Genomic DNA, 17,498 nt, shown 5'->3' with positions numbered 1-17,498 from the left:
AATGCTTCTCGTTTTGGGAAGTGTTGTATCGTATGGACAGCAAAAAATATGTCTTGGTGCAATCAAAACTTATAAAGTTGATGAACTCGAAAATTCGGGCAACGGAACTATTGGATCTACTTATACTTGGAAAGTTGTAGAAAATACATTCGTAGGAAATATAATACCTGATAGAAGTTCGGGGAATATAATAACGATTAATTGGGAAAATACACCAATAGGTATTTATACATTACAAGTTACAGAAACCAATAGTTGTGGAATGTCTACACAAGAAATGACAGTTACAATTACTCAAAATCTAAAAGTAGATTTAGAACCAATTCATTATTTCTGTCCAGATTTTAAAACAATGTCAATCAAAGCTCCAAGTGGATATGACGATTACAAATGGTTTGATGAAAATAATATTGAAGTAGGAGATACAGATACATTAGAAATTTCAAAACCTGGAAAATACAGATTAGAAGTTAAATCTGGCGAATGTACTGCAAGTGCAGAAACCGATGTTGTTCAAGTAGAATTTCCTACATTTATGATTTCAACTGATTTAGATAATTCGATAATTATTGTAAATTCTGGCGGAAATACAGACGTTTATTATCAATTGGAAAGCGAAAATGGTAAAATTATTTTTCCATGGCAAGATTCAAATACATTTAGAAATGTAGCTTCGGGTAAATATATTGTTCGTGTAAAATCGAAAAAAGGAAGTTGTTTAACAAATTTTGAAGCCGAAGCAATGATAATTCCAAATGTAATTACACCAAATAATGATGGAATAAATGATCTTTGGGATTTAAATAAATTCTTGAAAGATTATCCGAATTCGGTTGTTGAAATTTTTGATCGTTTTGGTAAAAAAGTAAAAACGATAAGTCAAGCTGATAATTTTAAATGGGATGGTAGAATTGCTGGTAAACCTGTGCCAACAGACAATTATTGATATGTAATTAAGTTGAATGATAAGCAAACAAAATCAGGATCAATACTAATTAAAAATAAATAGAGTAATTTTAAGTATTTCATATAAACGAAAAAGACCGAACATTTGTTCGGTCTTTTTTGATTTTATATTCTTTTTCAATTAAGCTTCAACTTGAGAAAAAGCATTTTGAAAAGTTGTAATTTTTTCTAAAATAGTATTTTTTAATTCCTCGTTTACGATTTCATTATTTTGGAAATTATCTTGAAAAGATGGAAAAGTAGAATTTGCTACAATTTCTCCACTTGCAAACATTCCGAAATATTTTACCGCAACTTCCATCACATTTCCTCCACCATAAGCGCCTGGAGAAGTACTTAATAATAAGATTTTTTTGTCTTTTAAATAAGGCATTTCAATACGAGAAACCCAATCTAAAATATTTTTTAATGCTACAGAAAAATTACCATTATGCTCTGCTAAACTGATAACTAAACCATCAGCAGCTTTAATTTTTTTGTAAAAATCTTCTGCTAATTCAGGAAAACCATTTTCTAATTGACGATCGATAGAGTAAATTGGCATTTCGAAATCGTTGATATCTACTAAGTCAATTTCTGCGTTTTCTATTTTACCTAAAGTATAATCTAATAATTGTTTGTTGATTGAGTTTTTGCTGTTACTACCTGCAAATGCTAATATTTTCATTTTGATATTTTTAATTTGATAAGGCAAAGTTAAAGCAGAATATTTTTTTAGTTCTTGATATATGTTAGGAAATTAAAAATTATTCAATTTTGATGAATAATTAGAAGATTTATCGCTTTTTATGTAACATCTGCGCATATTCGGTTGGACGAATTCCTGAAACTTTCTGAAAAATATTACTAAAAGAAGATAAAGAATTGTAACCAACTAACATAGCAACTTCGTACATATTATACTTATTTTCGGCAATCAATTCCAATGATTTTGTAATGCGTAATGAACGCAAAAATCGAACATAATTCATTCCTAAACTATCTTTAAATTTTCGAGAAAGCGAGCGCGAACTTATTCCAAAATGTTTAGAAATTTCATCAATTGTATAGTTTTTTTCGATATTTAACATCAAAAACTTGGCAATATCAATCAATTTTTGATCTTTCGGAAAAGGATGCTGAATTGTAATTGGTAATTTATTTGATTCCATTTCAGGTAAAATGGCTTTTATGGCTTTCAGAAAATAATATTTTGCGGTATCTTTTTCTTCAATCACTCCATCCCAAGGTTTGGTGTACAAAAACATTTCGCGCAACAAATCTTCGGCATAATAAATATTAGTTTTGGCGAAAAATTCGTCTTCATTTTCTTCTGTTTTGAAATAAAAATTATATAAATCACCATTTTTACTGTACGTTAAAATAGAATGATCCGTATTTGCAGGAATCCACATAAAACAACGCGCGGGCAAATACCAATGTTTATCGTTGATAAAAATATGAACAATTCCGCCTTCTGCATAAAGTAATTGTGCTTTTTTGTGCTGATGAATCTCTGTTTCTACAGTATCTAGATAGACATGATGCAGATAATATTCAGAGTTATTTTGATCGACTTCTTTTATAAATTTTTGATTCATCTTACGTTGAAGTTTGAATACGAATGAAATGAGTGTATAAATCGTTATTTTAATGAGAAATATACGTTTACAAAATTATTACTTTTGGCTAGAATGAGCAAATTTTTTTCTTATTTTATCGTTTAGCTTAGTTGTCTTTGCGCGTACCTTTGCAGTAATAAATCAACAAAATTTTTATAATTTAAAAACATATATGATATTTAATCTTATTAAATATCAATTGCTTGCGTTTCTTATAATGGTGAGTAGTACTTCTTTTGCCCAAACAAATTTAGACTATAATCAATTAAAATTGAACGAAGCAATTGAAATTGGACTACAAAATAATAAAAAATTGCAAATACGTTCGTTGCAATCAAATGTGGCTGAATTAAATGAACGCGATTTGAAAAATGAGAAACTTCCTGATGTCGATTTTCATACAGGTTTTCATGTTTTGAGTAACATCAATCAATACGAAGGCGGAATTTTTAAATCTTCTACAAAATATGCTACACCGCGTGTAAAATATGATTTTACATTAAAAGCAGAGATTCCAATTTATTTGGGAGGAAAGTTGAAAAATGAAGAAAAGAAAGCTGAAATAGAAACCGAAATTTCGAAGTTAAAAACAAAAAAAGATGAGCGAGAATTGCGCATGCAAATCCTTACAGCTTATTTACAAGTGTTGCATTTGCAAGAACAACAAAATTTGATTTCGGACAAAATGCGCGAAGATTCTGCGAATATTAAACAAACAGAAATTTTCAAGAAAAATGGTTTGGTTACATATAATGAGGTTTTGAGAACGCAGTTGCAATTATCCAATCATAAAATGTCTTTTTCTGAATTAGATAATGAAATTGCGATTGTAGAGCATCAAATAAAAACGTTATTGTCTTTACCAGAATCACAAGAAATGCATGTGCAAACCAATGATTTGTTTACGAATACAGAGCATTTGGGTATTGTAGATCAAATGGTTTTGGAAGCGATGGAAAATAATGAAAGTTTAAAAATTGCAAAAGAAGATCTTGATTTAAAACAATTAGACAAAAAAATAACCAAAGCAAATGTGTTGCCTAAAATAACTGCAGGCGGAGAATATGGTTTAAATTATCCCAATTTTATGTTTTTTCCACCCGAAGAACATTTGTATCGTTTTGGTATGGTTGGCGTAAATATCACTGTTCCGTTAAGTAATTTTTTCAAGAATAAGCAAAAAATGCAAATAGCTGATCAAAAAATAGAAATTGCAAAATTAGAGATTGAAGAGCGCGAAGAGCAAATAACACACGAAGTTTTTACAGCAAAAAAACGATTAGATGAATCTTTAGAAAAAATAAAAATTGCAGAAGAAGCAATTAATCAATCCAAAGAAAATTATCGAATCGTAAAAACAAAATACGCAAACAAATTAAGCTTAATCACAGAATTAATCGATGCAGATAATGCTTATTTAGAAGCACAATCTAACTTAATTTCTTTGCAAATTAATAAACAATTAAAATTCTATCAACTACAATACGTTTTAGGTAACTTATAATAATATGGCGAAACAATTGACAAAAGGAGAAAAACGAATGAACAGAACATTGTCTGTCATTGCATGGTTATTTATTTTGATTGGAGTAGGAGCTTTAGGCTGGTTCTATCTGTTTTCTAGTTCGCATGTTAGTACAAATGATGCGCAAGTAAGACAATATATTACGCCAGTTTCGAGTAAAGTTTCTGGATTTATAAATAAAATTAATTTCGATGAAAATCAATTTGTGCATAAGGGCGACACGTTAGTTGTGATTGATAATCGCGAATTTCAGAATCAAATTGATATTGCGCAAGCTAATTTAGAAAGTACAACACAATCTGTTGCAACTTACGAAACCGCGGTTGATAGCAAAGCAAGTAATGTAAATATTGTAAATGCAAATATAGAAGCTGCTAAAATAGAGGTTTGGCGAACAGAAAAAGATTTTACACGTTTCAAAAATTTAGTTGCAGAAGATGCCGCAACACTTCAACAATTTGAAGAAATTGAAGCAAAATATAAACAAGCAAAAGCAAGTTTATCAGCTTTAGAACAACAACGTAATGCTGTAAATGTAAGTACGTCTGCAGAACAAACAAAAGTTGCGCCAGCAAAAACTCAAATTTTGCAACGCAAAGCACAATTAAACGATGCAAAATTAAGATTAAGCTACACTTACGTTATTGCGCCTTACGACGGTTGGGTTGGTGTAAAAAATATACAAGTTGGTCAATTAATAAAAGAAGGACAAGCTTTGGTGCAAGTTGTATCGAAAGAAAAATGGGTTATTGCCAATTTTAAAGAAACACAATTAGGCGAAATTGATTTGGATAAAACAGTAAAAGTAAAAGCAGATGCTTATGCTACAATTGAATTTGAAGGAAAAATTGAGTCGCTTTCTCCAGCTTCAGGTTCAGAGTTTTCTTTGGTAAAACCTGATAATGCAACGGGAAATTTTGTAAAAATTGAGCAACGTTTTCCAGTCAAAATCATATTAAAAGAGAGTAAAAATAACGAAAAATTACGTTCGGGAATGAATGTGGAAGTATCAGCAGAAAAATTGAAATAATATATGCAAAGTCAAAATTCTATATTCAACAAATGGGTTCCGCAGAAATTAGTTGTGCCAATTTTGGTCATTGCAATATTTCCGCACATGATGTTATTGACAATTTTTAACATGAATAGTACTTTTACAGCTTCTTTTTTAGATTTAGAAGTTGACGATTTACAATTCTTGTTTTCGTTAGCATACGCAACAATTGTTTGTGGATTATTTATTCATGTCAGATTTTTCCATTTTTTCAACATCCGAAGTTATTTGTTGTTTATGACTTGCGTTAGTATTCTCATATTATTTGCGATGACATTAACCAAAAACACACAACTTATTTTGTTGCTTCGTTTTTTACAAGGACCAATTACGTTGTTTGAAGGTTGTATTTTGTTACCGATTATTATGTCGCAAATAAAAAACGATCATGCGCGTATTATTGCATATTCGTGTTTGTATTGCTTTATGTTGACGGGCGATAAATTTGCAACTTCTTTAGTAAAATTTGCGATAGAAAACTACGATCATAACATGATGGTTTATACCATAATGGCAATGCATGTAATTGCGTTATTGGTTTATGTTTTTCTATTTAATCATAACCGTATGTTTCCTAAAAAACCTTTGTATCAATTAAATTTAGGTGGAATTTTTCTGATGTTAATTTCATTAATTTCGGGTGCATTTTTCTTGGTTTATGGAAAAAAATACAATTGGTTCGAGTCAAGCAACATCACAATAGCGTTCTTTTTATGTTTACTTTTTGGTGGATTATTTATTCTCCATCAACGCACATCAAAACGACCTTTGTTTCATTTTGAAGTATTCAAATCAGAACGTGTCATTTTAGGCGTTTTCATCTTTTTTATTTTCTATTTGTTACGTTCTTGCATGAGTAACATTTACCAAGTAATGGGAAGCGTCTGGAAATGGCCTTGGGAATATGTCTTGCAAATACAATATTTTAATGTTGCAGGATCGATTACCGGAATTTGCGTTTCGATGTTTTTATTGATGAAAAAAGTTGATTATCGTTACATTTTTACATTCGGATTTTTTAGTTTATCCATCAGTTTATTGTGGTTTAGTTACTTATTTTTTCCAGATACAAAAGTTGAAGCAATCGCACCACCATTGATGTTAGAAGGTCTTGGACAAGGTCTTATTTTTACGCCATTGGTATTGTATATGATTGGTTCTGTACATCCAAATATTTCTGGAAATGCAGCGTTAATTGGTACAGCGGCTCGTTTTTGGACAACAACTATTGGCTTTGCAATTATGCAAAATGCAGTTTTGTATTTAACTACGAAACATCAATTTTTGATGACGAAAAATTTGGATCAAACAAGTACAATTTTTCAAGAACAATGGAATAACTTGATGGCTAAAAATAGTTCAGGTCATTTAACCAATGATTCGGTTAGTTTATCAATCGGAGTTTTAAAAACCAAATTGTATAATCAAGCTTTGTTGGTAAGTAATATCGAGATTTTTAGAACATTATTTGTAATTGGAATTGTAATGACTTTGTTTGTGTTTCTTTATAAACCTTTTAAAACAGCACTTTTCAGAAAATAAATAGTGATAAATAATACAGTAAAAAGATGTTTTTCGAATAGAGAAGCATCTTTTTGTTTTATGTGTAATTGGTCTAAACTGTAGATTTATAGGTTCGTATTTATAAAGAAATAGATATAACAATAATAGATAAAAGTATTAATTTGTTTTGATTAGAATCAATAAAAAATCTATAATAAAACGTATAAAGCATTGTTGGATATAGAGATGAAAATTTGAATTTCAGCATTGATATTCATTTCATTCAAATTAATTTTCTAGAGATAAGAGTTTTGATTTTTTAGAATTTAAAACGTTTGTAATTTTTGGCGTAAATGAATAAATTATTTTCCTTTTTACTCAATCGCTACATGCAAGCGTGCATGTATATTTGCACCACTTAAAACGATTAGGATTTAAAAGAATTTAACACCAATATGATATTTAATCTAATTAGATATCAATTACTTACAATTTTGTTAGTGATGGGAAGTTTTAGTTTTGCGCAAACAGAATATAATTACCATCAATTAAAACTGAATCAAGCAATTGAAATCGGATTACAAAACAACAAAAAGCTTCAGATTCGTACTTTACAATCAAATGTGTCCGAATTAGTAGAACATGATCTAAAAAATGAAAAACTTCCTGATGTCAATTTTCACACCGGTTTTCATGTATTAAGCAACATCAATCAGTATGAAGACGGATTACTGAAATCATCTACAAAATACAAAGTTCCACGCGAACAATACGATTTTACGTTATCTGCCGAAATCCCAATTTACATGGGAGGAAAGCTGAAAAATGAAGAAAAGAAAGCTGCAATAGAAACAGATATTTCTAAACTTCGTGCCAAAAAAGATGAACGCGAATTGCGCATGCAAATTATCACAGCATATTTACAAGTGTTGCATTTGCAAGAACAACAAAGTTTACTTCTTGACAAAATACACGAAGATTCTATCAATATTAAGCAAGTAAAATCGTTTCAAAATAATGGTTTAGTTACATATAATGAGGTTTTACGTACCGAATTGCAATTGTCTAATCATAAAATGTCGTTTACCGAATTAGCAAATGATGTTGCAATTATAGAACATCAAATTAAAACGCTGATTGCTTTACCAGAAGAGCAAGAATTGCAGATAAACACGACAGATTTGTTTACAAATACTGCTCAAATTGGTTTTGTAGATGAGTTAATTATTGAAGCTTTCGAAAAAAGTGAAAGTCTACAAATCGCAAAGAAAGATTTATACCTAAAAGAAATCGATAAAAAAATAACCAAATCAAATATTTTGCCTCGAATAACTGCAGATGGTGAATATGGTTTAAATTATCCCAATTTTATGTTTTTTCCGCCCGAAGAAAATCTATATCGTTTCGGGAAAGTAGGAATTAACATTGTAATGCCGTTGAGCAATTTGTACAAAAACAAACAAAAAATGTTGATTGCTGATCGTACAATTTCTATAGCAAAATTAGAAATAGAAGAAAAGGAAGAACAACTTTCTCACGATGTTTTTGTAGCAAATAGAAGATTGGAAGAAGCTGTTGAAAAAATAGAAATTGCAAGAGAGGCGATTGCTCAATCCAAAGAAAATTACCGAATTGTGAAAACAAAATACGCCAATAAATTAAGCTTAATCACAGAATTGATTGATGCTGATAATGTGTATTTGGAAGCACAATCAAACTTAATCTCATTAGAAATCAATAAACAATTAAAATACTATCAATTGCAATATGTAATTGGTAATCTATAAAATTATGGCGACAAAGCAAGTGACAAAAGGTGAAATGAGAATGAACAGAACGCTATCTGTTTTAGCTTGGATTTTTATTTTGATTGGATTCGGAACAATGTGTTGGTTTTATTTCTTTTCGAGTTCGCACGTTAGCACAAACGATGCACAGGTAAGACAGTATATTACGCCAGTTTCAAGTAAGGTTTCAGGGTTTATTGATAAAATCAATTTTGAGGAAAATCAATTTGTGCACAAAGGCGATACGTTAGTTGTGATTGATAACCGCGAATTTAAAAATAAGGTTGACATTGCCGAAGCTAATTTAGAAAGTACAGCGCAATCTGTTGCAACTTACGAAACTGCGGTTGATACCAAAGCAAGCAATGTAAATATAATTGATGCAAATATAGAAGCTGCTAAAATAGAGGTTTGGCGAACAGAAAAAGATTATGTACGATTCAGAAATTTAGTAAAAGAAGATGCGGCGACTTTGCAACAATTTGAAGAAGTTGAAGCAAAATATAAACAAGCTAATGCAAGTTTGAGTGCGTTGCAACAAGAACGTCTTTCTGTAAATATTGGTACAAATGCAGAGCAAACAAAAGTTGCGCCAGCCAAAACACAAATTTTACAACGCGAAGCACAACTGAATGACGCAAAATTAACCATGTCTTATATATACGTTATTGCGCCTTATGATGGTTGGGTTGGTACAAAAAATATACAAGTTGGTCAATTGATAAAAGAAGGGCAGGCTTTGGTGCAAGTTGTATCGAAAGAAAAATGGATTGTGGCTAATTTTAAAGAAACACAATTGGGCGAAATCGATGTAAATAAAGATATTAAAATTGTTGCAGACGCTTATTCTGATATTAAATTTATTGGACGAGTAGAATCGTTATCGCCAGCTTCAGGTTCAGAATTTTCGTTGGTGAAACCTGATAATGCAACGGGTAATTTTGTAAAAATTGAGCAACGTTTTCCCGTAAAAATCATTTTGAAAAATACCAAAGATTTGGATAAATTAAGAACAGGAATGAATGTTTCTATCTCAACCGAAAAACTCGAATAGATTGTGGACACTCCAAATTCTATTTTTAACAAATGGGTTCCACATAATATTGTTATTTCAGTTTTATTGATTGCCCTTTTGCCGCATTTAATGATTTTGATGATGTTTAATATGAACAGTACGTTTACAGCATCATTTTTAGATTTAGAGGTTGATGATATTCAGTTTTTATTCTCGTTAGGTTACGGCATGTTTGTGTGCGGATTATTTTTGCACATTCGATTTTTTCATTATTTCAACATTCGAAATTATTTGTTATTGATGACGATGCTAAATATTGTTATTTTATTTATCATGACGCTTTCAATTAATACCCAATTGCTTCTTGTTTTGCGAATTATACAAGGTCCGATTGCAATTTTTGAAGGTTGTATTTTATATCCAATATTAATACATAGTATAAAAGGAAAAAATTCTCGACTTATCACATATTCATTTTTGTATGGATTTATGTTAACGGGAGATAAGTTTACAACGTCTATCGTAAAATTTGCCATAGAAAACTATAATCAAAATATGATTCTTTATACAATTATTGTATTGCATGTTGTGGCTTTATTGATTTATGTTTTCTTTTTAAATCATAATAGGATGTTTCCTAAAGTACCGTTGTATCAACTTAATTTACCAGGCGTTTTTTTGATGATGATTACATTAACAAGTGGTGCGTTTGTGTTGGTTTATGGGAAAAAAAATTATTGGTTTGAATCGCCTTACATCGTAGGCGCATTCATCATTTGTATTGTCTGCGCAGGATTATTTATTCTGCAACAAGTGACATCAAAAAGACCAATTTATCATTTCGAAGTTTTAAAATCGAAAAGAGTAATAGCAGGTGTAATTATGTTCTTCATGTTTTATCTTTTACGATCAAGTATGAGTAATATTTACCAAGTAATGAGTGTCGTTTGGAAATGGCCGTGGGAATATGTGTTAAACATTCAATATTTTAACGTTGCGGGTTCAATATTGGGTTTATTTTCCGCCTACCAAATGGTGAAACGAAATGTAGATTTTCTGACTATTTTTTTGATAGGATTTATAATTTTATCGTCAAGTATGTTATATTTTAGTTACATATTTCTTCCAGATACTAAAGTAGAATATGTTACACCAGCATTATTTTTAGAAGGCGTAGGACAAGGCGTTTTATTTACACCTTTGGTGTTGTATATGCTTAGTTCCGCAAAACCAGAAGTGTACGCAAGTGTTTTACAAACGGGTACAGCTATTCGTTTTTGGACAACAACAATAGGGTATTCTCTTCTGCAAAATGGGTTATTGTATCTTACAACGAAACATCAATTTTATATGACAACTAATTTTGATCAATCTAATTCGGTATATCAAAATCAATTTGAAGCTTTATTTTCTAAAAATAGTATCACTCATTTAAGTGATGAATCGACCAGTTTAACCGTCGGAACATTAAAAGATAAATTAGCCAATCAAGCATTATTAATAAGTAATATTGAAATATTTAGAATTTTATTTGCAATAGGTTTTACAGTCGTTATTGCAATTATTATCTACAAATTATACAGATTTTTTATTTCGCATAAATACACAACATAATTTAATAAAAAAGGATAACCGTTTCGGGCTATCCTTTTTTTGTATTTTAAAATGATTGAGTGTTATTTATTTTACAATTGGTCTTATTAAACCTTCTTGTGCTACGCTACAAATCATTTCACCACAGCGATTAAATAAATTTCCTCTTGTAAATCCTCTTGTGTCATTTGCACTTGGCGATTCTACATTAACCAAAATCCAATCGTGTAAATTTGGCGTTCTATGAAACCAAATTGAATGATCTAAACTTGCCATTTGCGTATTACCAAAATGTGCTTTTGAGGCGTGTGGTTTAATGGCAGTTGATAACAAGTTATAATCAGAGCTATAAGCAATTAATTGTTGAATAATCGGCAAAGGTAAATTATCGGGAACATCATTAAAAGTTAACCAAACATTACTGAAGTTTTCATAATCTTTTTTCTCAAAAGGATTAACAAATTCGACAGGCTTGAAATCAAGTGGACGTTCGGCTAAAACAAAACGCATAATTGATTTTGGTAAAACAGATCCAAATTGTTCTGCAACATCATTCCAACTCATTAATTCTTCTGGAGGCGTTACAATTGGCATTTTTTCTTGATGCTCGTAACCTTCTTGTTTCAATTGAAAAGAAGCAGCCATCACAAAAATCGGTACATTATTTTGCTTTGCAGTTACAACACGTGTGCTAAAACTTCCGCCATCGCGCAAATTTGCAACATCGTATAGTATCGGTTGTTCTAAATCTCCAGGTAAAATAAAGTAAGAATGTAGCGAATGACAAAAACGATCTGTAGGTACGGTTTGATAAGCCGCATGTAAAGCTTGACTTACAACTTGTCCTCCAAAAACGTTTGGACTTCCCATAAAAGAACTTTCTCCTTCGAATAAATTTTCCTCTAATTTTCTTAACGTAATGAGGTCAATTAGTTCTTGTGTTGTTTTCATTTATTTGATTAAAATTTCAAATTATTTAAGAGCTGCACATGTTTTTCTAATGCAGTTTTATATTCATTTTTCATGCGTGTAATTAATTCTGCTGTTGTCGGAATGTCATGAATACCAGAAACACCATGCCCTGCAGACCAAATATCTTTCCAAGCTTTGTGTCCTTCATCTCCAATTAATTCTGCAAAATCTTCTTCTTTTTTCTCATTCAAATCAATTCCAGAATGAATGATACTTGGTTTTAAAAAGTTAGCGTTAACACCTGAAATACCATCTGTATAAACAACATCTTCAAAAGTAGAATCAACCAACATTTCTTTGTAATCTTGCTCCGCAGAACCTTCTTTTGTTGCGATAAATCGTGTTCCGATGTAGGCAAAATCTGCACCCATTGTTTCGGCTGCTAAAATATCGTTTCCGTTATTCATTGCGCCAGCTAAAATTAAACAACCGTTATAAAAAGTACGAATTTCATCAATCAAAGCAAAAGGATTTGCAGTACCGGCATGTCCACCAGCCCCTGCAGCAACAGCAATAATTCCATCAACTCCAGCTTCGGCTGCTTTTTCGGCATGACGTTTTTTAATCACATCATGAAAAACCAAACCACCATAACTATGCACGGCATCTACCAACTCTTTTACAGCGCCCAAAGACGTAATAATTACGGGCACTTTATATTTTATGCATAAAGCCAAATCGGTTTCTAAACGAGGATTTGTACGATTTACAATAAGATTTACTCCAAACGGAGCAGCTTTTTTTCCAGTTTCTTGTTCAAATTGATTTAACTGTGTTGTAATATCAATTAGCATTTGTTCAAAATCTTCAACTTTTCGTCCATTTAAAGAAGGAAAAGTTCCACAAACACCATTTTTACATGCTTCTACAACTAATTCAGTACGAGAAACCAAAAACATTGGCGATGTAATCAAAGGTAAATCTAAACTATTTTTAAACTCTTGTAAAGTCATATATTAAATTTTCTAATGTGGTTATTGATGCAAGATAAGGATAAGGATAAAAATAAAATAGAATTTTAGGAAATAAAAATTCCTTTACAGTTTCTAAATGTAGATGCAAAACATTTGATGTATTTTTGCATTTGTAAAATTTTGAGAATTGGAAATAAGAGAACATTTAAGACGAAATATAGTATTAGCATTACCCGTAATGATTACCCAAATGGGACAGATTTCTGTCAACATTATAGATAATATTATGGTTGGTGGTTTAGGCGGAAAGTATGATAATATACAAGACGATGTACTTGGTAAAACCTCATTAGCAGCTGCTTCTTTGGGAAACTCGTTATTTTTTGCAATTTTAGTTTTCGCATTTGGATTTAGTTTTGCACTTTCACCTTTGATTGCTGCAGAAGATTCGAAAGGAAACAAAACAATGGCGGCAACTTATTTTTCGCATAGTTTGGTGTTAAATATTACATTATCTATCGGTTTATTTTTGTTGATTACATTTCTAAAACCTTTGATGTTTTATATGGGACAACCAGCAGATGTTGTCGAAAAATGTATTCCATATTTAACAATTATGACGTTTTCTATGATTCCGTTAATGATTTTTCAATCATTTCGTCAATTATCAGAAGGTTTATCGCTTACAATTCCAGTTACAATTGCAACAGTTTTGAGTAATGTGATCAATATTACACTAAATTATGGTTGGATTTATGGAAACTGGGGATTTCCTCGTTTAGAAGTTGCTGGTGCGGCTTGGGGAACATTTGTTGCTCGTTTGGTAATGATGATTTTCTTGGTAATTGTATTATGGAATTTTAAGAAAACTAGATCAGTTTTAGAAAAAGTTCAGTTCAAGAATTTTCAGAAATTAATTTTCAAAAAAATAACAAGTATCGGAATTCCAACTGCTTTAACTTCATTCTTCGAAATGAGTGCTTTTTCTTTGGCAGCCTTTGTTTGTGGGTATACATTTACAAATTCTATTGCAGATCAAGAATTAGCAAAAGTTAATTTAGCAGCGCATCAAATTGCCATTAATTTAGCTTCTACAACGTTTATGATGTGTACAGGAATTGGTGTTGCAGCAACTGTAAGAATCGGAAATCAATTAGGTTTAAGAGATTATAAAACATTACGAGAAGCTGGTTGGTCGTGTATTATGATGGTAACGGCATTTATGATTTTGTGTGGAATATTATTTATCACATTCCGTTATCAATTACCAACTATTTATTTAGACAATCAAGACGTTATAAATCTTTCGGCACAATTATTAATCATTGCCTCATTTTTTCAAATGTCAGATGGTATACAACTGGTATTATTAGGCGCATTGAGAGGAATGACGGATGTTAAAATTCCATCTATCCTAACCTTTATTTCATATTGGTTAATCGCCATTCCAATTGGTGTAACATTGGCTTTAGTTTTCGAAATGCGCGCATTCGGAATGTGGATTGGTTTAGGAATAGGATTAACAGCTTCGGCAATATTTTTGCTGATTAGATACAATCAACAAACGAAAAAATTAATTAGAGAAAATCCGCAATCGGATATAATTTTAGAAGATAAATTAAAAAACATATAGAAATGGAATTACCAAAATTTTTATTAGCAGATAACTCTGCAATGCCAGAGAAAATCTTTATTTTACACACAGAATATCCTCGTTTTTTATTAGACGTAGAAACAGACGATATTGAATGGTTTGAAGATATTTCTGAAGAAGAAGATAACGAAGAATTTAATACAGAAATCGCAAATTTAATAGAAGATGCATTAGATTTCTACGATCAAGAAATGGCACAATTAGGAGAAGAAGAGTAATTCTTTTTTGAATAAAACACCATAGTTTTTATTAGTGTAGGATTTACACTAAAATAATTTTTTATGCTTGCATTATAAATTTATTTTTTATATTTTGCAGCAACGAAATTATTCAAAACCATGGAAATAAAACGTTTATTTGATTTTCCTCAAAATCAATTACAAACTAATCCTCGAGAAGATGCATTGGTGTCTAAAGTAAACGGCACTTGGGTTAAAACTTCAACTCAAGAATACGTTGGTATGGCTAATGCATTTAGTCGAGGATTATTAAAATTAGGAATCAAGCCACAAGATAAAATTGCAATTGTTACTTCTTCAAATCGAACTGAATGGAATATTTGCGACATTGGTATTCAACAAGTAGGCGCTATTAGTGTACCACTTTATCCAACATTATCCGAAGAAGATTTTGATTATATACTAAATAATGCAGAATGTAAATTTATTATCGTTTCCGATAAAGGTTTATATGATACAGTTTTTGCTGTAAAAGATAAGGTAGAAACATTGGTCGGAATTTATAGTTTCGATGAAATTCAAGGTGTTCCAAACTACAAAGAAATCTTAGATTTAGGAGAAGATAATTCGACTCAACACGAAGTAGATAATATAAAAGATATTATAAAACCGAGTGATATGGCGACGCTTATTTATACTTCTGGTACAACTGGTCGTCCTAAAGGTGTTGTTTTAACGCACGAAAATATTGTTTCAGATGTATTAATGTCTGTCGATCGTATTCCAGATTTTCCTTCTCACGCCATCGCTTTAAGTTTTTTACCAATAAACCATGTTTTCGAACGTATGTTGATTTATTTGTATCAACATCTAAGCATCGGTATTTGGTATGCCGAAAGCATTGATAAACTTGGTGACAATATGAAGGAAGTAAAACCGCATGTAATGACGGTTGTTCCGCGTTTAGTAGAAAAAGTTTACGACAAAATATACAATACTGGGGCTTCGGCTGGCGGTATGAAAACCAAAATTTTTATGTGGGCGCTTAGTCTTGTAGAAGATTATGATCCGTATAATCCAAAAGGTGGTTTATTTTCATTGAAACATGCAATTGCTTCAAAATTGGTTTTTAGTAAATGGAAAGAAGGTGTTGGTGGAAATTTAGTTTGTATGGTTTCTGGTTCAGCACCATTAGCGGCACGATTAAATCATATTTTTTGGGGAGCAGGAATTCCAATTTTAGAAGGATATGGATTAACAGAAACTTCACCAGTAATTTCGGTTAACTGCATGAAAAAAGATGGTTTTGGAATTGGAACTGTTGGTGCGCCATTAAAAGGTGTTGAAGTAAAAATTGCTGAAGATGGCGAAATCTTAGTAAAAGGACCAAATGTAACAACTGGTTATTACAAAGATCCAGAAAAAACGGCTGAAGCTTTTACGCCAGATGGTTATTTTAGAACGGGTGATATTGGTGTTTTAGAACGTGGTTTATTAAAAATTACGGATCGTAAAAAAGAAATGTTCAAAACTTCTGGAGGTAAATATATTGCGCCGCAAGTAATTGAAAATAAATTTAAACAATCTCGTTTTATAGAGCAAGTTATGGTGGTTGGAGAAGGAGAGAAGATGCCTTGCGCAATCATTCAACCTAATTTTCAAGTACTGAAAGATTATTTGAAAATTAAAAATGTTCCAGAACCAGCTTCAAATAGCGAGTTGATAAAAGAGCCTCAAATTTTAGATATTATCGGAAGAGAAATTGATAAAATGAATCAAGGACTTGGACATTGGGAGCAAATCAAGAAATTTGAATTAACACCTGATGAATGGACAATTGATGATGGTTTATTAACGCCGACGTTAAAATTAAAACGTAAAAATGTATTGGCTAAATACCAAGATTTATACAAGAAATTATACGATAAAAAATAATTTACATAAAAAAAGGAAGTCAATTTTGACTTCCTTTTTTTGATTTTATATTTAGTTGGATTACTATTCTTTTCGTCCACCTAAAGCCATCATTACAAAATAAAGTAATTGTGCTAAAGATCCAATTGCTGCAACAACATAAGTACGTGCTGCCCATTTTAACGAGTCTTTTGCGCCGTCATATTCATTCGGTAAAACCATGTTGCTTCCTTTTAACCACGCCAATGCTCTGTTAGATGCATCGTATTCTACGGGTAAAGTTATAAAAGCAAAAGCAGTTGTAACCGCAAATAAGAAAATTCCGATCCACAATAAAGTTGCATTTTTAGATGAAGCCATTACAATTAAACCTAGCATCAAAATCCATTGATTTAATCGCGATGCTAAACTAACCATCGGAACCATTTTTGATCGAAATTGCAACATATTATAACCAACCGCATGTTGTACTGCGTGCCCAACCTCGTGAGCTGCAACAGCCGCCGCCGCAGCATTTCTTTCGTTGTAAACAACTTCGGATAGATTAACGGTTTTATCTCCCGGATTATAATGATCCGTTAATTGTCCTGGTGTAGAAATAACCTGCACATCATGTATTCCGTTATCGGCAAGCATTTTTTCTGCAATTTCTCTACCACTCATTCCATTCGCTAAAAATACTTTAGAATAATGCCTAAATTTACTTTTCAGTTTGTTACCAACAAACCAACTAATTAGCATGAATAGACCAATAATTATGTAATATCCTGTCATTTTATATGTAAGTTTTAATTTATTATTTTTTTGTTATTAGTAGAATT

General features: G+C 31.2%; 15 protein-coding genes. 10 read left to right on the top strand and 5 right to left on the bottom strand.

Features of this window, described 5'->3' with window-relative positions:
* The first annotated feature begins 1 nt into the window (after window position 1).
* Entirely contained in the window at window positions 2-946 is a 945-nt protein-coding gene (locus BM072_RS10605) for a T9SS type B sorting domain-containing protein (RefSeq protein ID WP_092908644.1), read from the top strand.
* A 141-nt stretch (window positions 947-1,087) separates the two neighbouring features.
* Here BM072_RS10605 and BM072_RS10600 read toward each other — a convergent pair whose 3' ends face one another.
* Both BM072_RS10600 and BM072_RS10595 read right to left on the bottom strand, forming a co-directional pair.
* Entirely contained in the window at window positions 1,088-1,633 is a 546-nt protein-coding gene (locus BM072_RS10600; RefSeq protein ID WP_092908643.1) for an NADPH-dependent FMN reductase, read from the bottom strand.
* 109 nt (window positions 1,634-1,742) lie between these two features.
* Window positions 1,743-2,546, bottom strand: coding sequence for an AraC family transcriptional regulator (locus BM072_RS10595; RefSeq protein WP_092908642.1), 804 nt, complete (start codon window positions 2,544-2,546; stop codon window positions 1,743-1,745).
* A gap of 193 nt (window positions 2,547-2,739) precedes the next feature.
* Here BM072_RS10595 and BM072_RS10590 point away from each other — a divergent pair, with 193 nt between their 5' ends.
* The 6 genes from BM072_RS10590 (at window position 2,740) to BM072_RS10565 (ending at window position 11,065) form a co-directional block, all read left to right on the top strand.
* The gene (locus tag BM072_RS10590) at window positions 2,740-4,071 is read left to right on the top strand and encodes a TolC family protein (protein WP_245752135.1); all 1,332 of its coding nucleotides are present in this window, start codon (window positions 2,740-2,742) and stop codon (window positions 4,069-4,071) included.
* Between the two features lie 4 nt (window positions 4,072-4,075).
* A complete protein-coding gene (locus BM072_RS10585) occupies window positions 4,076-5,122 on the top strand; it encodes an HlyD family secretion protein (protein ID WP_092908640.1) in 1,047 nt (348 codons plus the stop codon).
* A gap of 3 nt (window positions 5,123-5,125) precedes the next feature.
* Window positions 5,126-6,688 carry an efflux MFS transporter permease gene (locus BM072_RS10580; RefSeq protein ID WP_092908639.1) on the top strand — a complete coding sequence of 521 codons (1,563 nt, stop codon included), beginning with the start codon at window positions 5,126-5,128 and terminating at the stop codon, window positions 6,686-6,688.
* Between the two features lie 416 nt (window positions 6,689-7,104).
* Window positions 7,105-8,436 (top strand): TolC family protein, encoded by a 1,332-nt coding sequence (locus tag BM072_RS10575; RefSeq protein WP_245752133.1) that lies wholly within the window; start codon window positions 7,105-7,107, stop codon window positions 8,434-8,436.
* 4 nt (window positions 8,437-8,440) lie between these two features.
* Complete coding sequence (locus tag BM072_RS10570; RefSeq protein WP_092908638.1) at window positions 8,441-9,490, top strand: HlyD family secretion protein; 1,050 nt, start codon at window positions 8,441-8,443, stop codon at window positions 9,488-9,490.
* A 3-nt stretch (window positions 9,491-9,493) separates the two neighbouring features.
* Entirely contained in the window at window positions 9,494-11,065 is a 1,572-nt protein-coding gene (locus tag BM072_RS10565; protein WP_125112923.1) for a hypothetical protein, read from the top strand.
* 66 nt (window positions 11,066-11,131) lie between these two features.
* Here BM072_RS10565 and BM072_RS10560 read toward each other — a convergent pair whose 3' ends face one another.
* Both BM072_RS10560 and BM072_RS10555 read right to left on the bottom strand, forming a co-directional pair.
* Window positions 11,132-11,995 carry an acyl-CoA thioesterase gene (locus tag BM072_RS10560; protein WP_092908636.1) on the bottom strand — a complete coding sequence of 288 codons (864 nt, stop codon included), beginning with the start codon at window positions 11,993-11,995 and terminating at the stop codon, window positions 11,132-11,134.
* An 8-nt stretch (window positions 11,996-12,003) separates the two neighbouring features.
* Window positions 12,004-12,969: an NAD(P)H-dependent flavin oxidoreductase gene (locus BM072_RS10555; protein ID WP_092908635.1), complete on the bottom strand. Its 966-nt coding sequence runs from the start codon at window positions 12,967-12,969 to the stop codon at window positions 12,004-12,006.
* Window positions 12,970-13,117: 148 nt separating this feature from the next.
* On the opposite strand from BM072_RS10555, the gene BM072_RS10550 reads away from it, so the two are divergent.
* The 3 genes from BM072_RS10550 (at window position 13,118) to BM072_RS10540 (ending at window position 16,698) form a co-directional block, all read left to right on the top strand.
* Window positions 13,118-14,563 carry an MATE family efflux transporter gene (locus tag BM072_RS10550; protein WP_092908634.1) on the top strand — a complete coding sequence of 482 codons (1,446 nt, stop codon included), beginning with the start codon at window positions 13,118-13,120 and terminating at the stop codon, window positions 14,561-14,563.
* A gap of 2 nt (window positions 14,564-14,565) precedes the next feature.
* On the top strand, window positions 14,566-14,802 hold the full coding sequence (locus BM072_RS10545; RefSeq protein ID WP_092908633.1) for a hypothetical protein: 237 nt from the start codon (window positions 14,566-14,568) through the stop codon (window positions 14,800-14,802).
* A 120-nt stretch (window positions 14,803-14,922) separates the two neighbouring features.
* Window positions 14,923-16,698, top strand: a complete 1,776-nt coding sequence (locus BM072_RS10540; protein WP_092908632.1) for an AMP-dependent synthetase/ligase — start codon at window positions 14,923-14,925, stop codon at window positions 16,696-16,698.
* 63 nt (window positions 16,699-16,761) lie between these two features.
* Here the strand turns inward: BM072_RS10540 and BM072_RS10535 are convergent, their stop codons facing one another.
* Window positions 16,762-17,451, bottom strand: a complete 690-nt coding sequence (locus tag BM072_RS10535) for a zinc metallopeptidase (RefSeq protein WP_092908631.1) — start codon at window positions 17,449-17,451, stop codon at window positions 16,762-16,764.
* Window positions 17,452-17,498: the final 47 nt, after the last annotated feature.

The organism is Algoriella xinjiangensis (genome assembly GCF_900115015.1).
GTDB classification, from domain to species: Bacteria; Bacteroidota; Bacteroidia; order Flavobacteriales; family Weeksellaceae; genus Empedobacter; species Empedobacter xinjiangensis.
Note: the sequence above shows the minus strand (reverse complement) of the source record. Positions and strands in the feature narration are given on the sequence as shown.

What these genes read in the sequence shown, in the direction of transcription:
- BM072_RS10605 (WP_092908644.1), top strand. Translation starts at nt 2, where the DNA reads ATGCTTCTCGTTTTGGGAAGTGTTGTATCGTATGGACAGCAAAAAATA.
- BM072_RS10600 (WP_092908643.1), bottom strand. Translation starts at nt 1,633, where the DNA reads ATGAAAATATTAGCATTTGCAGGTAGTAACAGCAAAAACTCAATCAAC.
- BM072_RS10595 (WP_092908642.1), bottom strand. Translation starts at nt 2,546, where the DNA reads ATGAATCAAAAATTTATAAAAGAAGTCGATCAAAATAACTCTGAATAT.
- BM072_RS10590 (WP_245752135.1), top strand. Translation starts at nt 2,740, where the DNA reads ATGATATTTAATCTTATTAAATATCAATTGCTTGCGTTTCTTATAATG.
- BM072_RS10585 (WP_092908640.1), top strand. Translation starts at nt 4,076, where the DNA reads ATGGCGAAACAATTGACAAAAGGAGAAAAACGAATGAACAGAACATTG.
- BM072_RS10580 (WP_092908639.1), top strand. Translation starts at nt 5,126, where the DNA reads ATGCAAAGTCAAAATTCTATATTCAACAAATGGGTTCCGCAGAAATTA.
- BM072_RS10575 (WP_245752133.1), top strand. Translation starts at nt 7,105, where the DNA reads ATGATATTTAATCTAATTAGATATCAATTACTTACAATTTTGTTAGTG.
- BM072_RS10570 (WP_092908638.1), top strand. Translation starts at nt 8,441, where the DNA reads ATGGCGACAAAGCAAGTGACAAAAGGTGAAATGAGAATGAACAGAACG.
- BM072_RS10560 (WP_092908636.1), bottom strand. Translation starts at nt 11,995, where the DNA reads ATGAAAACAACACAAGAACTAATTGACCTCATTACGTTAAGAAAATTA.
- BM072_RS10555 (WP_092908635.1), bottom strand. Translation starts at nt 12,969, where the DNA reads ATGACTTTACAAGAGTTTAAAAATAGTTTAGATTTACCTTTGATTACA.
- BM072_RS10545 (WP_092908633.1), top strand. Translation starts at nt 14,566, where the DNA reads ATGGAATTACCAAAATTTTTATTAGCAGATAACTCTGCAATGCCAGAG.
- BM072_RS10540 (WP_092908632.1), top strand. Translation starts at nt 14,923, where the DNA reads ATGGAAATAAAACGTTTATTTGATTTTCCTCAAAATCAATTACAAACT.
- BM072_RS10535 (WP_092908631.1), bottom strand. Translation starts at nt 17,451, where the DNA reads ATGACAGGATATTACATAATTATTGGTCTATTCATGCTAATTAGTTGG.